At 71.7% G+C, this 14567-nt stretch carries 9 protein-coding genes and 5 pseudogenes; 7 read left to right on the forward strand and 7 right to left on the reverse strand.

The genetic code is table 11. The features are described 5' to 3' along the window. Positions 1-76 precede the first annotated feature (76 nt). From J2X36_RS18250 to J2X36_RS18260, 3 genes and pseudogenes are all read right to left on the reverse strand, one after another. A pseudogene (locus tag J2X36_RS18250) lies at positions 77-205 on the reverse strand (co-chaperone GroES); the annotation flags it as partial. Between the two features lie 270 nt (positions 206-475). Next, positions 476-1087, reverse strand: a complete 612-nt coding sequence (locus tag J2X36_RS18255) for an SCO family protein (protein WP_405029813.1) — start codon at positions 1085-1087, stop codon at positions 476-478. After that, positions 1080-2184 (reverse strand): annotated as a pseudogene (locus tag J2X36_RS18260) (MBL fold metallo-hydrolase). Before J2X36_RS18260 ends, J2X36_RS18255 begins: the two are co-directional and overlap by 8 nt. 410 nt (positions 2185-2594) lie before the next feature. Between J2X36_RS18260 and J2X36_RS18265 the strand changes: the two are divergent. The 6 genes and pseudogenes from J2X36_RS18265 to J2X36_RS18290 all read left to right on the forward strand — a co-directional run bounded on the left by J2X36_RS18265 (position 2595) and on the right by J2X36_RS18290 (position 7746). Next, on the forward strand, positions 2595-3341 hold the full coding sequence (locus tag J2X36_RS18265; protein WP_310352371.1) for an ABC transporter ATP-binding protein: 747 nt from the start codon (positions 2595-2597) through the stop codon (positions 3339-3341). Positions 3342-3357: 16 nt separating this feature from the next. Next, positions 3358-4583, forward strand: a pseudogene (locus tag J2X36_RS18270) (ABC transporter substrate-binding protein). Beyond that, positions 4580-5410 carry an ABC transporter permease gene (locus J2X36_RS18275; protein WP_310352374.1) on the forward strand — a complete coding sequence of 277 codons (831 nt, stop codon included), beginning with the start codon at positions 4580-4582 and terminating at the stop codon, positions 5408-5410. The pseudogene J2X36_RS18270 and the gene J2X36_RS18275 overlap by 4 nt, the downstream one beginning before the upstream one ends. 11 nt (positions 5411-5421) lie before the next feature. Beyond that, complete coding sequence (locus tag J2X36_RS18280) at positions 5422-5979, forward strand: OsmC family protein (protein WP_310352377.1); 558 nt, start codon at positions 5422-5424, stop codon at positions 5977-5979. Positions 5980-5986: 7 nt separating this feature from the next. Then, positions 5987-7063: an acyl-CoA dehydrogenase family protein gene (locus J2X36_RS18285; protein ID WP_310352380.1), complete on the forward strand. Its 1077-nt coding sequence runs from the start codon at positions 5987-5989 to the stop codon at positions 7061-7063. Positions 7064-7092: 29 nt separating this feature from the next. Beyond that, entirely contained in the window at positions 7093-7746 is a 654-nt protein-coding gene (locus tag J2X36_RS18290) for a 2-hydroxychromene-2-carboxylate isomerase (RefSeq protein WP_310352382.1), read from the forward strand. On the opposite strand, the gene J2X36_RS18295 is transcribed toward J2X36_RS18290, so the two are convergent. The 4 genes and pseudogenes from J2X36_RS18295 to J2X36_RS18310 form a co-directional block, all read right to left on the reverse strand. Then, on the reverse strand, positions 7662-9074 hold the full coding sequence (locus tag J2X36_RS18295; protein ID WP_310352385.1) for a nucleobase:cation symporter-2 family protein: 1413 nt from the start codon (positions 9072-9074) through the stop codon (positions 7662-7664). The two genes, J2X36_RS18290 and J2X36_RS18295, sit on opposite strands and share 85 nt — an antisense overlap. Positions 9075-9102: 28 nt before the next feature. Beyond that, a complete protein-coding gene (locus tag J2X36_RS18300) occupies positions 9103-9654 on the reverse strand; it encodes a c-type cytochrome (protein WP_310352387.1) in 552 nt (183 codons plus the stop codon). Further along, entirely contained in the window at positions 9644-10864 is a 1221-nt protein-coding gene (gene soxC, locus J2X36_RS18305; RefSeq protein WP_132254960.1) for a sulfite dehydrogenase, read from the reverse strand. Before soxC ends, J2X36_RS18300 begins: the two co-directional genes overlap by 11 nt. Before the next feature lie 12 nt (positions 10865-10876). Then, a pseudogene (locus J2X36_RS18310) lies at positions 10877-11903 on the reverse strand (ABC transporter substrate-binding protein). Positions 11904-12055: 152 nt separating this feature from the next. Between J2X36_RS18310 and J2X36_RS18320 the strand changes: the two are divergent. Continuing rightward, positions 12056-14449: pseudogene (locus J2X36_RS18320) on the forward strand (hypothetical protein). Positions 14450-14567: the final 118 nt, after the last annotated feature.

Genomic DNA, 14567 nt, shown 5'->3' on the forward strand with positions numbered 1-14567 from the left:
CGCAACGGCCGGGATGATCCGAGCGCGGAGACCGCCATGGAAGCCCGTCATGCCGGAGGCTCCCGCCATCGGGTCAGAGGGCGACGACCTCGCCCTCCTGTGGCTTCTCCTTAGCGGTATCCGGGATGATGATGCCGCCTTTGGTCCGCTCCTCGCCCTTGATGCGGCGCAGGAGCACGCGGTCGTGCAGAGGCCGAAACGCCATGGGTCTCCAAAACTCCTGTCGCGATTGCCTGCGGCCCGACCGTTTCGAGCGGCGGCCCGTCTCGCACAGGCTCTCCACGAACGTTCGTTAAATCAACAAGATTGTTCTTTTTAAAGAACGCACTCGGCGAGGGTGACGTGGTCTGCCGCGGCCTGATGGCGAGACGATTCATATCTTGCGCGACGCGACCCTTCCTCGACTCGGCGCCCGCCTCCCCTATCCCACGGCGACGGCTGCCGTCGGGATCTCCGGTGCGCGCGGTTGGGCGGCTCACCGGCTCGAGAGGTGGGGCCGGATGATCGCCAGCATCCGCTCCGCCGAGGTGCCGGGCGGAAAGAAGCCGAGATAGGTCCCGGCTCGGTCCATCAGGTAGACGAAGGCGGAGTGATCGATCGTGTAGCTGCCGTCGGGCCGCGCGACCCGCTCGTAGAAGACCTTGTAGGCGTCGGCCGCCTCCCGGATCGACTCGGAACACCCTGTCAGCCCGATCAGGCGCGGATGGAAGTTCGGAACGTACTCCGCCAGGAGGGCAGTGGTGTCGCGGTCGGGATCGAGGGTTATGAAGACCGGCTGCAGCGCCTCCCCCTCCGCACCCAGTAGGTCCAGAGCGCGGGCGATCTCCTGCAGATCGGTCGGGCAGACATCGGGACAGGACGTGAAGCCGAAATAGAGGAGCAGCAGACGGCCGCGAAAATCGGCGTCGGTGCGGGTGCGCCCGTTCTGGTCGACGAGGGCGAAGCGGCCGCCGACCGGCTCGCGGTTCCACATCAGCACATCCATCAACGCGGCGGCGGAGCGGCGCTGCCCGCCTTCGTCCCCGGCTGGAAGCGCGCCGGGGTGGCCGAGCAGCAGCAGTAAGGCGAGCGCGGCCGCTCTACGCACCGAAGACGAGCCGGCTGCCGGTGGTCGGGACGATGATGTTGGCCGGCAACTGCGCCTGTGCTTCGAGCGCGAAGTTCAGGCCGCTGCAATGCATCGGGATGACGACGTCGGGCGCGAGATTCCGGATCTCGGCGACGACCTGCGTGAGGTAATCCTTCGGCGCCGGGCCGAGATGGAAGCCTCCGACGATGGCGTGGACCTTCTCGACGCCCGAGATCGCCTGCGCTTGGCGGACCGAGTTGACGATCCCGACATGCCCGCAGGAACTGATGACGACGAGCCCCCTGCCCTTCACGTTGAAGCAGGTGGCGTGCTCGTGGACATGCTCGTCCGGAATCACCTTTCCCTGGAGTTCGGCAGGCGAGTAGTGGCTCGCATCGCAGCCGAGGCCGTCCTTGATGCCGCGCTCCACGAAGGTGTTCGGCAGGATCCGCTCGATGGAGGAGCGCTTGATCTGCCCGGTCGTGAAGGCATGGCCGGCCACGACGGTCGGCGTCTCGCACAGCACGGTGCGCACCTTCTGGGCCGCCAGATCCCGCCGGTCGAGCTGGCCGAAATCGGTGAATTGTCCCTGCACGCCCGCAGGGCTCAAGCGGTGGCAGAAATTGTCCTCGCCGCCGGCATAGAGCTTGAGATCGGGCGCCAGCACGGCCCGATACCTGTCGAGGAACCCGGTCAGGCCGCCGTAATGGTCGTGGTGGCCGTGGCTGACGATCAGGGCGTCGACCTTCGTCGGATCGACCTTCAGGATCTCGATATTGTTGAGAAGGGCCTCGGGGCTGTAGCCGAAATCGAGCAGGATCGTGCGGGCTTCGTCCGCGCGCTGCGATTCCAGGAAGAGCGACAATCCCCACTGATTGTGGAGGACCTTGCGGTAATCGCTGCCGCGGCTGATGGACCACGCCCTGAACCGTGCTGGGCTTCAGAAACTGATCGTGGGCCGAATCGATGAGGACCCGTAGACTCAGCGTGTCGACGCTCGGCACCTCGATCGGCGCGGCGCTCGCGATCTCGATACAGGAGAACCCGCCCGTGGCGCCGGCGGCGAGCGCCGCCGACATCGTCAGGAAGCGGCGCCTATCGACGTTCGCGGCCATGTCGATCCGTTTCCCTCTTCGTTCGACAATTCCTTGTCCGATGTTGGATCCTAGCCGAGCTGATCCGGAACGAATTTCTTTCTTTCTGCCGTCGACAGGCAAAGTCTCACGTCGCGCGCATCGCGCGGAAAGGATTATGCCGTCCCCTGCTCTCAGCGGCCGGACCTTTTCGACTTGCGCAGATCAGCGCGCACCCCTCGACCTGCGTATCCGGAACAGACACGGCGCAGAACATTCTCCAGCCCGCCGCCGTGCGGGGTCTTTCTTCCCGGGACCGCCCGATCTTTGAATTCCGGTTTCATTGATCTGGCTGGCCAGCCTCGGCCATCCTCTGCGCCACGCGGCCCGTCGGTGCCGGTCCCCGGCCATCGTCCGCCGGGGCGGCCGGGCTGCGCCCAGTTCGCGGATCGATGCCCAGTTCCCGCTCCCTCCTGACGCTCCAGGGCGTCGCCTACCGGTACGGCGCGAGCCCCATCCTCGATGCCGTGGATCTCGCGGTCGCGCCGGGCGAGCGCGTCGGCATCCTCGGCCGCTCCGGCGTCGGCAAGTCGACGCTCCTGCAGATCCTCGCCGGCCTCGCCGCGCCCTCGGCGGGCCGCGTGCGGCTCGACGGCGCGGCCGTGACGGGACCGGTGCCGGGTTGCACGGTGATGTTTCAGCGCCCCGCCCTTCTGCCCTGGGCGAGCGTCCTCGACAACGTGCTGCTGCCCGCCCGGCTCGCGGGCCGGCTCGGGCGCAACCGGGCCCGCTGCACGGCGGAGGCGCAGAATCTCCTCGACGATCTCGGCCTCGGCGAGCGGGCATCGGCCAAGCCGCATCAGCTCTCGGGCGGCCAGCAGCAGCGGGTCGCGCTCGCCCGCGCGCTCGCGAGCGCGCCGCGGATCCTGCTCCTCGACGAGCCGTTCTCGGCGCTCGACCCGGAGATGCGGGCGAGCCTGCGCGCCGACGTGCTGCGGCTCGCTCGCGAGCGCGGCCTCACCCTCACCATCGTCACCCACGATCTCGCGGACGTCGCGGCGCTCGCCGAGCGGGCGGTGCTCCTCGGCGGCCGGCCCGCGCGGGTCGTCGCCGACATCCCCCTCGGGGTCGATGCCGAGGCCGAGCTGCGCCGACGCCTCGGCCCCTCCCCCGACCAGACGGGCCGCGCCGCGGCCTGAACCGAGACCCTGAGCGATGACCGCCCCCGACGATCTCTCCGCCCTGTGGACGCACGAATGGGCGCGCGCCGACTGGACGCGCCGCGCCACCCTCGACGCCCTGGCCCGCGGCGGCCTCGCCGCGCTCCTCGGCGGCGGGGGCCTCGCCCTGTCGGGCGGGCGGGTGCACGCGGCCGACGACGGCACCGTGCGCATCGGCTACCTGCCGATCACCGATGCGACCGCGCTTCTGGTGGCCCACGCCAAGGGCTTCTTCGAGGAGGCCGGGCTCAAGGTCGCCGAGCCGACGCCCGTGCGCTCGTGGTCGGCGCTGGTCGAGGGATTCGCGGCGGGCAAGTTCAACCTCGTCCACCTGCTGAAGCCCATCCCGGTCTGGATGCGCTACAACAACAAGTTCCCGGTGAAGATCCTGGCCTGGGCCCACACCAACGGCTCCGGCATCGTCGTCGGGGCAAGAGCGGCATCACCGACTTCCGGGGGCTCGGGGGCAAGCGCGTCGCGGTGCCCTACTGGTACTCGATGCACAACGTCGTGCTGCAATACGCGCTTCGGGAATCCGGTGTCGTCCCCGTGATCCGGGGCGAGGCGGGCGCGGGCGAGTGCGCCCTGCAGATCCTGCCCCCGCCCGAGATGCCGGCGGCGTTGGCGGCCGGCAAGATCGACGGCTACATCGTCGCCGAACCCTTCAATGCTCTCGGCGAGATCAAGGCCGGGGCGCGGATGCTGCGCTTCACCGGCGACATCTGGAAGAACCATCCCTGCTGTGTCGTCGTCGCCCACGAGCGGCAGGTCGCCACCAATCCGGAATGGACGGGCAAGGCGGTCGACGCGATCGTGCGGGCGCAGGCCCATTGCATGAAGAACCGCGAGGAGGTCGCCCGCCTGATCTCGAAGGACGGGCGCGGCTACCTGCCGATGCCGGCCGAGGTGGTGGTGAAGGCCATGACCGATTACGGGCCGGCCTATGAGGCGAGCGGGGCGATCCGTCACCCCGACTGGTCGGCCTCCCGCATCGACTTCCAGCCCTGGCCCTATCCGTCCGCCACGAAGCTCATCGTCGAGGCGATGGGACGGACATTGGTCGAGGGCGACGCGACCTTCCTCCAGGGCCTCGACCCGGATTTCGTCGCCCGCGACCTCGTGGACGACCGCTTCGTGGCAGCCTCGCTCAAGCGCTATCCCGAATGGCCGGGCGCGGGAGATGCCGCCTCGCCCACCCGCCAGGAGACTTTGAGCCTGTGAGCGGGAGCGCGGTCGAGGCGGCGCTCGCCGTCGAGAGGGATGTCGCCCCGGGGCGCGGCCTCGTCCCGGTGCTGAGCCGGCTGGCGCCGCTCGCCGGGCTCGCCGGCCTCCTCGCCCTCTGGTACGCGGCCGGGCTCGTCCTCGAGAGCGTGCCGGCCTACGCCGCCTTCGCGGGCTTCGCGCCGGGCCCGGCGCTCGCCGCCTTCCGGGACCTGATCGCGACCGGCGAGGCGTGGCGGGCCGCGGGCCCCAGCCTCGCGCGGGTCGGAGAGGGCCTCGCCTTCGCCTTTCTCCTCGGTGCGCCGGTGGGGCTCCTCGTCGGCTCCTCGCCGCTCCTGGAGCGGGTCCTGCAGCCGCCGTTCCAGCTCCTGCGCATGATCTCCCCGCTCGCCTGGATGCCGGTGGCGGTGCTCGCCTTCCCGAGCTGGAACGGGGCCATCGTCTTCCTGATCGCTGCGGCCGCGATCTGGCCGATCCTGTTCGCCACCGCCGCCGGGGTGAAGCGGGTCGATCCCGTCTGGCTGACGCTGGCGCGCAATCTCGGCGCGGGCCGGCTCGGCGCCCTGCGCGCGATCGTGGTCCCCGCCGTCACGCAGGACATCCTCACGGGCTTGCGCCTCGCCCTCGGCGTCGCCTGGATCGTGCTCGTGCCGGCCGAGTATCTCGGGGTCACGAGCGGGCTCGGCTACGCCATCAACGACGCCCGCGACACCCTCTCCTACGACCGCCTCGCGGCGCTCGTGCTGCTGATCGGCCTGATCGGCTACGCCCTCGACGCCGCCCTCGGCCGCCTCGCGGCCCGGGCTCGCTGGATTCCCGCCACCTGAGGAGACAGACCATGAGTGCTCACGCTGCCAGAGAGACAGGGCGGGAGATCGTCCAGACCTTCGAGACCATCGACGCCGACGCCTTGAGGGCCCTGTCCGAGCGCGGCCGCGCCGATCCGAGCGTGGTGAAGACCGTGCGCGCCCGCACCGTCGCGGAGGGGCGCCGCTTCCGCCACCTCAACTACGTCCGCAACCTCGACGCCCATATCGTCGACGAACCACCGGGGCTGCTCGGCGACGATACCGCCCCGAATCCGACCGAGGCGCTGCTCGCCGCCCTCGGCACCTGCGTCGCGGTCGGCCTCCAGGCCAACGCGGTCGCCCGGGGCTGGACCGTGCGCGGCATCGAGATCGAGAGCGAGGGCGACATCAACATCACCTCGGTCTGGGGCACGGGCGACCTCTCGGAGAAGGCGGTCGGGCTCACCGCCGTGCGGCTGAAGGCCCATCTCGACATCGAGGGGGCGAGCCAGGATGAACTCGACGCCCTCGTCGCGCATGCCACGCAATGGTCGCCCGTGCTCAACACCGTGAAGAACCCCGTCCCCGTCAGCCTGGCGCGGGCCTGAGGCCGGGATGGCCGCGACCGCCCTCCCGCTCCGGGATGCGCCGCGCATCGTCGCGGACATCGTGCGCGAGGATCTCAGGCCCCAGGTCGGCGCCATCGACGCGGGCGCGTATCCTGAGGCCGTCCTGCGCGCCCTCGCCGCCGCCGGGGCCTGCGCCCATCACGTCGATGGCGGGCCGGAGGGGCTCCTCGCCGCCGTCGACGCGATGGCCGAGGCGGGGGAGTCCTGCCTCTCCACCGCCTTCTGCCTGTGGTGCCAGGACGCGCTGGTCTGGTACCTCGCGCGATCGGACGAGCCGGGCGCGCGCCGCCATCTCGCCGCGGCGGCATCGGGCGAACACCTCGGCGGGACCGGTCTGTCGAACCCGATGAAGGCCCTGTCCGGCATCGAGCCGCTGGCGCTGCAGGGCGTGCGCGAGGGCGCGGGCTACCGGGTGCGCGGGCGCCTGCCCTGGGTCTCGAATCTCGGTCCTGGCCACCGCTTCGCCGGCATCTTCTCCCTGCCGGAGGGGCGGCGCGTCATGGGCCTGTTCGTGGCTGGGGAGGCCGGGGTGTCGATCGCGGCCAACGCCCGCTTCGTGGCGCTCGAAGGCACCGGCACCTACACGGTGATGATGCGCGACGCGTACCTCCCCGATGCGGAGGTGATCGCGCACGATGCGGGCGCCTTCGTGCCGCGTATCCGTAACGGATTCGTGCTGCTCCAGGCCGGCATGGGCCTCGGGCTCGCCCGCGGCGCCGCCGCGCTGATGCGCAGCGACGCGGCCGGGCGCGGGAAGGCGCAGTTCCTGCCTCTCGGGCCGGAGGGAATCGAGGCGCGGGCCGCAGCCCTGCGCGAACGGGTCGCCGCGGCCGCGCGGGCCCACGCGGCGACGGACCGCGCCGCCTTCCTCGAGACCTTGCGCCTGCGCCTCGACGTGTCCTTTCTGGCGTTGGAGGCGGCCCAGGCCGCCATGCTCCAGTTCGGCGCGCGCGGCTACCTGGAAGGCTCCGAGCCGTTCCGGCGCTTGCGCGAGGCGCAGTTCGTCGCGATCGTCACCCCATCCGTGAAGCACATCACGACCGAGCTCGCGCGCGGGGCCTGATGACGCGACGGCCGCAAGGGTTCAACCGCATGAGCGCGTCCGATCCAGCTCCCGAGGTCGAGTATTATGTCAGCTTCCTCTCGCTCTGGTCCTATGTCGGGAGCCTGGAATTCCGGGCGCTCGCCGAGCGGACGGGGGCGTCCATCGTCTACAAGCCGGTGGACCTCCTCGCCGTCTTCGCGGCGGGCGGCGGCAAGCCCGTCAAGGAGCGGCCCCTCCAGCGCCAAGCCTACCGACTCGTCGAGATGCAGCGCTGGCGGCGCATCCGGAACATCCCCCTCGTGCTGCACCCGCGCCACTATCCTGCCGATCCGGCGCTCGCCCACCGCGTGCTGCTCGCCGCGATCGAGGAGGGGAGCGCGGTCGCCGATTTCGTTCATGCCGGCCTGAAGGCGGTCTGGGCGGACGAACTCGACATCTCCGACGCGGCCACGATCGCGCACCTCGCCGACGCTGCCGGGCTCGACGGGGACCGGCTTCTCGCCCGCGCCGGGGAGCCGGGGCTCCGGACCCGCGAGGCCGCGCTGACCCGCGAGGCGATCGCCCGGCAGGTCTTCGGAGCCCCGTTCTACGTTTTCCGGGGCGAGCCGTTCTGGGGTCAGGACCGGCTCGCGCTGCTGGAGGACGCGATCACCGGGTCCGGCGAGCCTATTCCCTTGCCGGATCTTGCCGATTCCGGCTGATCGGCAGTCTCGCCGAGCAGCGCGTTGAGGATGATCGCCGCGATCGCGGTGATGAGGATCGGGTCCTTCACGATCGGCTGCAGGGCATCCGGCACAGCCCGGAAGAAGGTCGGCTGCACGATCGGGATCAGGCCGATCCCGAGGGAGACCGCGATGACGAGGGCGTCGCGGCTGCCGGGGCGGGCGTAATCGACCTGCGCCAGGATGCGGATCCCGGTCGCCGCCACCATCCCGAACATGACGAGGGCCGCGCCCCCGAGCACCGGCTGCGGGATCGAGGCCGCCACGTAGGCGATCTTCGGGAGAAGGCCGAGGAGCAACATGATCCCTCCGGCCGCGGCGCAGACCCAGCGGCTGTGCACGCCCGTGAGGCCGACGAGCCCGACATTCTGCGAGTAGGACAGATAGGGGAAGGTGTTGAACACGCCCCCGATCAGCGTGCCGAGGGCGTCGGCGCGCAGCCCCCGGCGGATGTCCTCGGTCCCGACCCGGCGGCCGGTCATCACCCCGAGCGCCAAGAACATGCCGGTGGCCTCGATGAACACGATCGTCATCACGAGGCACATGATCAGGCAGGGGACGAGGTGGAAGGTCGGCAGCCCGAATTGCAGCGGCGGCACGATCCGCAGCCAGGGCTCGTCGCCGAGGCCGGAGAAGTCCGTCCAGCCGAGCGCCAGGGTGAGGCCGTAGCCGAGCCCGATCCCGAGGAGCACCGCGATGCGGGCGACGAAGCCCGGGCCGAAGCGGGCGAGCAGCAGGATCGCGGCGAGCACCGCGGCCGCCAGCGCGACGGTCCCGGGCGCCCCGAATTCGGGGCTGCCCGCGCCGCCGCCCGCCCAGCCGACCGCGACGCGGGTGAGCGCGATCCCGATCATCGTCAGGATCGTGCCCGTCACCACGGGCGGGAAGAACCGCATGACGCGGCCGACGAGGGGCACGACGAGGAGACCGTAGACGCCGCCAACGATCACCGCGCCGTAGATCCCGGTCAGACCGACGCCCGGCATCGCCGCCATGGCGAGCATCGGCTGGATCGCCACCGCGGTGACGCCCATGATGACCGGCAGGCGGATGCCGAAGGGGCCGATTCCGACCGTCTGGATCAGGGTGGCGATGCCGCAGGCGAACAGGTCCGCGTTGATGAGGAGCGCGATCTGGTCCTTCGGCAACTTGAGCGCGGCCCCGATGATCAGGGGCACGGCGATCGCGTGGGCGTACATCACGAGCACGTGCTGAAGGCCGAGCGCCAGGAGGCGCGTAGCGGGCAGCACCGAATCGACGCTGTCCGGGCTCGCGCTGGCGCCGCGCGGGGTCTGTGTCGTCGGCATGGGTCTCAAGGCTCGCAGGGGAGAAGGATCAGCGGCCCGCCGGGACGTCCGGGCGGGGATCGGCGGTGAAGCCGTCGCGGTTCGGCATGAGGACCTTCGGCAGGCTGCCCGCGTCGAGGCTCGCCTCCTCGGGCAGGAGGCCGTTGAGGTGCAGCACGTAGGCGCTCACGGCGTAGGTCTCGTCGGGGCTGAGCGATTGCGGCGCGTCGAAGGGCATCGCGCGGCGCACGTAGTCGAACAGGGTGGTGGCGTAGGGCCAGAAGCTGCCGACGGTGCGGACGGGCTTCGCAGTGGCGAGACTGCCCCGCCCGCCCGCGAGCGCCTCGGCGGCGGCACCCTCGCCGCGGCCGCCGTGGCAGCCGGCGCAACGCTCGGAGAAGACCGCCGCCCCCTCGCGCACGCTGCCGCGGCCGGGGGGCAGGCCCTGCCCGTCGGCGCGCGCGTCGATGTCCCAGGCTGCGATGACCTCCGGCGTCGCCGGGCGGCCGAGGCCGAACGCGCCGGCGGGCTCCGCGGCGGCCGGGCAGGGCAGGGAAAGGGCGAGACTCAGGAGGGCGGGCAGGGCGCGATCAGGCCGCATGGGTCACCGCTCCGCCCGCCGCGACGCTCCAGCCGAAGACCGCGTTGTTGTGGTAGTAGGAGCGGGTTCCCCGGACGGCGACGAGCACCTCTCGGGCGGGCTGCACGTAGCCGGTCTCGTCCCGGGCGCGGCTGAGGAGCCTCGCCGGGCCCCCGTCCCAGCGCCAGGGCAGGCGGAAACGGGTGAGGCAGCGCGCCAGCACCGGCCCCTCCAGGACGGCGGCCCGCCAGGAGGCGCCCCCGTCCGTCGAGACGTCGACGCCCGCGATCCGCCCGCGGCCCGTCCAGGCGAGGCCGCGGATCTCGTGAAGGCCGGGCTCGCGGAGGCGCTGCCCGCCGGAAGGCGCGGTGATGACGGATTTCGCCTCCATCACGAAGGTGAACTGGCGCGCGCTGCCGTCCGGCATCAGGTCGGTGTATTTCGAGGTCTCCTCGCGGGTCTGGAACGGCCGGTCGCCCACCTTCAGGCGGCGCAGCCACTTGATGCTCAAGTTCCCCTCGAGACCCGGCAGGAACAGCCGCAGCGGGTAGCCCTGCTCCGGCCGCAGGCGCTCGCCGTTCTGGGCATAGGCGAGGATCGCGCCGTCGAGCGCCGCGTCGAGGGGAATGCTGCGGCTCATCGCGCAGGCATCCGCGCCCTCGGCCAGGATCCAGGAAGCATGCGGCTTCACGCCGACCTCGGCCAGCAGGGTCGCGAGCTCCACGCCCGTCCACTCGGCGCAGGAGAGGAGGCCGTGGCTGTCCTGGACGGTCCAGTCGGGCTTCGCGCCGAGCCAGGGGGTGTTGCCGGAACATTCGAGGAAGTGCAGGCGCGTCACGGCGGGCAAGCGCAGCAGGTCGTCCATCGTGAGGACGAGCGGCCTCTCCACGAGGCCATGCACGACGAGGCGGTGGCGGTCCGGGTCGATCGCCGGGATGCCGGCATGGTGACGCTCGTAGTGCAGCCCGTTCGGCGTGATCACTCCGTGCAGGCCCTGCAGCGGCGTCACCGTGGCAACGGCGCCCGGGAAGGCCGGCGGCGTGCGGGCGTAGCGCGCGAGCGCCTCGCCCGGAGCAGGCCGCCCGTAGGCCGCGGCCGTGGCGCCCTGCCTGCGGGTCCAGTCCGGCACGTCGAGGGGCTCGTCGCCCCGGGCGATCGCTCCGGTGGCACCCGCTCCGGCAAGGGTGCCACCGGCGAGCCGCAGGAAGGCGCGGCGGTTCTCGGTTCGCATCGGGCCGCCCTCCTAGCGCGCGCCGGCTTCGGCCTGCGGCGTCTCGAAGAAGCGCGTGTCGAACAGCCCCTCGGTGGAGGGTGCCGTCTCGGTGAGGCCGAGGGTCGCCTGGAAGGCCAGCATGGCGCGCGTCGCGTCCGCGATCGTGCGGGGATCGGCGACGTATTGCGTGGCGGGCGAGGCGAGCGCGGAGCGCAGGGTCGCGGCGCCGACGATGCCCTTGCCGAGCGCGCTCTCGACCGCCGGCAGGGCGCGCTCCGGCTCGCGCTTGATGAGGTCCACGGCCCGCGCGATCGCGGTGACGAGGCCGCGCACGGCCGCCGGGTTCTGCGCCAGGAAAGCGCCCCGCACCGCGACGACGGTGCCGGGCTGGCCCGGGAACAGGTCGTTGCCGCCGGCGATCAGGCGGATCTCGGGGTTGCGCTCGCGGATGATCGTCAGGCCCGGCTCGCGCACCGTCGCGGCGTCTACGCCCCCGGCCAGGATCGCCTGCTGCGCCGCCTCGATCCCGAGGGTGACGATCTGGACGTCGGCCGGGTCGACTTTCCCGACCTCGCGCAGCCAGTAGCTGAGATTCGTGTGCGGGATCGAGCCGAGGGGTTGGGTCGCGATCTTCGCCGGGCGGCCCGCGGATTCGCGGAAGCGCCGGAACGCCGCGGCGGGTGCCGTACCGTCCGCCAGGAGCTTCGCGAGGGCCGGTCCGGCCACGAGCACGTTCTCGCCGACGGCCGTTGCCGCGACGACCCTCAGGTCGACGCCGCGACCGCGGCCGATCGCGACGGGCGTGATCCCGGCGACGTCGACGTCCACGGTGCCGCTCGCGGCGAGCCTGGACCGCGTTCGGCCCCGAATCGAACAGAGCGATGCTCGGCTGGAGGCCGCCGGCGCCGAGCCAGCCCTCCCGCTCGGCCACGAACAGCGGCGCGGCGCCGAGGACGGGGATCGCCCCGATCCGCACCCGCACTCCCTCGGCCCGCGCGGCGGACAGCTCGAAGATGCCCAGGAGAAGAATTGCCCACCGAATCGATCGCGAAGACATGCTTGTTCTTTATTTTGGAGTGGTGACATAAGATCTTTTCAGATCTACTTGCATTATGTACAACTCATTCCGGCGCGCAAGACATTCGGCGCTCAAGACGCTATAGCGAGTCCGCAAGACTGCCGGACAACGCTGCCTGACCGGGAGGGGCCGTGACGCAGGACGAGACCGAACGCCGGAAGCGGCTGGGCCCGCACGTCGCACCCGCCGGGCTCTACGCGGCGATCAAGGCGCGGCCCTTCCTCGGCACGGTCCGCTGCAACCTCGACACGGTGATCGCCGGAAGCTGGCACGAGGTGGTGCTGACCTACGAGGTCGGCGGCTGCGGGATCGCGGACGGGGCCACCTTCAAGGCGACGTTCAAGTTCTACTCGGACTAGGCCCTGTTCCAGACGGTCGACCCGCAGGGCGCGAACTACGTCAGCGCGGAGTACGAGGCTGGCCCGCTCCTTCCCGGCCAGTCGCCCGCGACGGTCCAGTCGCTCAGCGTGCGATTCGATCAGAAGGGGCACGAGCGACCGTTCCAGAAGGCCGTCATCGTCGACATCGTCGACGGCTACCTCAATGCCGGCGACCGCATCGTCATCCGCCTCGGCGACCGGCGGGCCGGGGGACCCGGCACCCGCGTCCAGACCTTCGTGGAGGACAGCTTCCGCTTCCGCTGCTATGTCGATCCGCTGGGTACCTCGCGCTACGTGGCGGTGCCGGACGATCCGGTGCTGCGCATCGTCGCCGGGCCGCCTGAGCGCGTGCAGATCGCCGCCCCGCGCTTCGTCGCGGCCGGCGCGGCCGGCGCGGCCTCGGCGCCCGCGACGATCGCCCTCCTCGACCGCTGGGGCAACGTGGCGCGCGACCAGGGCGGCAGCCTGGAGATCTCGGCCGAGATCGAGGGGCGGCCGGTCTACGGGCGCAGCCACGCCCTGCCGGCGGAGGGCTGGGCGCGCCTGCGGGTCGAGGATCTGCCGCCCGTCTCGGGCGAGATGCGTCTCGTCGTGGCGCGGCCGGGCGCCCGCGACGTGGCACAGGCCGAGGCCTTCGTCACGGGGCTCGCCGACGCACCGGTCCCCCGCGCGCTCTACGGCGACCTCCACGTCCACGCCCACGACACGGTCGGCACCAACAGCCCGGCCTACAACGCCGCCTATGCCCGCGACGTCGCCGGAATCGACGTCTACGGCTACACGGCGAACGATTTCCAGATCACCGATGCCGCTTGGCAGCAGGGCGTCGGGGTGGTGAAGGATTTCGACGCGCCCGGACGCTTCGTGGCCTACGCGGTGCAGGAATGGTGCGGCAGCTCGACCGCGGGCGGCGACCATCAGGTGCTGTTCCTCGGCGACGGGCCGCCGGGCTTCCCCTTCAACGCGAAGGGCGAGCACAACCGGACCTTCCTCTGGAACGAGAGCATGCAGGGGACGGGGGTCGAGGTCGGGCGCTGGCCGGTCGAGGATCTCTGGGCCGCCTACGCGGACGATCCGGAGAACCACCTCGTCATCCCGCATGTCGGCGGGCGCCGCTACATCCCGGACTGGCACCACCCGGAGCTCGAGCGCCTCGTCGAGATCGCGTCGGCCTGGGGGCATTTCGACTGGCTGTACCGGGACGTCATCGCGCGCGGCTACCGGCTCGGCGTCTGCGCCAACGGCGACGAGCATCGCGGGCGTCCCGGCGGGGGCGTGCCCGGCGTCCAGGTCTTCGGCGTGCGCGGCGGCCTGACCGGCATCCTGGCCGACGGGCTCGACCGCCGCACGGTCGGGCGCGCGCTGCGCGCCCGCCACACCTTCGCGACGACCGGCGAGCGCAGCGCCCTGCTGGTGCGGTGCGGCCAGCACCGCCAGGGCGATGCCTTCACCCATGAGGGGCCGGCGCGCCTCGATTACCGCTTCCTCGGGGATGCGGGCTGGGAGGAGCTGGCGGCCTACGACCATACCGGCGAGATCTGGCGGCGCGACCTGCACGCGGAACTCGGGTTCTCGAAGCGCCTCGTCCGCCTGCGCTGGGGCGGCGCGCGCATCCGCGACCGCTACCGCTGGGCGAGCTGGGAGGGGCGTATCAGCATCCTCAACGGCACGATCCGCCGCGTGCAGGCGCAGGGCTTCGAGCACGCCGAGGAGACGGCATGGCGCGCGGGGCCCACCGACATCGCGTTCCGCTCCGACACCTACGGGGACAGCGACGCGATCGAGATCGACATCGGCGATCTCTCCGAGTGCCGCGTCCTCGTGGAGGGCACGATCGGCGGCTTCGTGAAGGTCGGCGACCCGCGCCGCCCCGCCCCCTTCGTCCACGCGCCGGCCTTCCGCTGGGAGTGCACGGGGCGGGAGCTTCTGGAGCGGGGCAGCCTTCGGACGGAGCTCGGCGGCGCCGGGCTGTTCCTGGCGCTCGAACGCCTCACCGGCCAGCCGCTGCCCCGCGACGCGGCGGGCTCGCTCGTGGTCGAGCCCGGCAACGCGGATTTCGGCTTCCGACCGGTCTACTTCTCAGGCCGGCAGAGGGATGGCAGCCGGGTCTGGTCGTCCGCGCAGTTCATCGCCTTCCGGGCGTGAGGCCGGCCAAGGCCGGCTTCGTGCCGCAACCTCGGCCTTGAGGGGCGCAAGCGCGTGCCCCGGCGACGCGCCTTCCCTCGTCCCGGGACGATGGGCCGAGCGTCGCCCCGCTCGCGGG

This window comes from Methylobacterium sp. BE186 (assembly GCF_031457035.1).
GTDB lineage: Bacteria > Pseudomonadota > Alphaproteobacteria > Rhizobiales > Beijerinckiaceae > Methylobacterium > Methylobacterium segetis.

Bases quoted from the DNA above. Each gene is read 5' to 3' on its own strand.
- J2X36_RS18295 (WP_310352385.1), bottom strand. From the start codon at position 9,074: ATGCCGACGACACAGACCCCGCGCGGCGCCAGCGCGAGCCCGGACAGC.
- J2X36_RS18285 (WP_310352380.1), top strand. From the start codon at position 5,987: ATGGCCGCGACCGCCCTCCCGCTCCGGGATGCGCCGCGCATCGTCGCG.
- J2X36_RS18290 (WP_310352382.1), top strand. From the start codon at position 7,093: ATGAGCGCGTCCGATCCAGCTCCCGAGGTCGAGTATTATGTCAGCTTC.
- J2X36_RS18265 (WP_310352371.1), top strand. From the start codon at position 2,595: ATGCCCAGTTCCCGCTCCCTCCTGACGCTCCAGGGCGTCGCCTACCGG.
- J2X36_RS18280 (WP_310352377.1), top strand. From the start codon at position 5,422: ATGAGTGCTCACGCTGCCAGAGAGACAGGGCGGGAGATCGTCCAGACC.
- soxC (WP_132254960.1), bottom strand. From the start codon at position 10,864: ATGCGAACCGAGAACCGCCGCGCCTTCCTGCGGCTCGCCGGTGGCACC.
- J2X36_RS18300 (WP_310352387.1), bottom strand. From the start codon at position 9,654: ATGCGGCCTGATCGCGCCCTGCCCGCCCTCCTGAGTCTCGCCCTTTCC.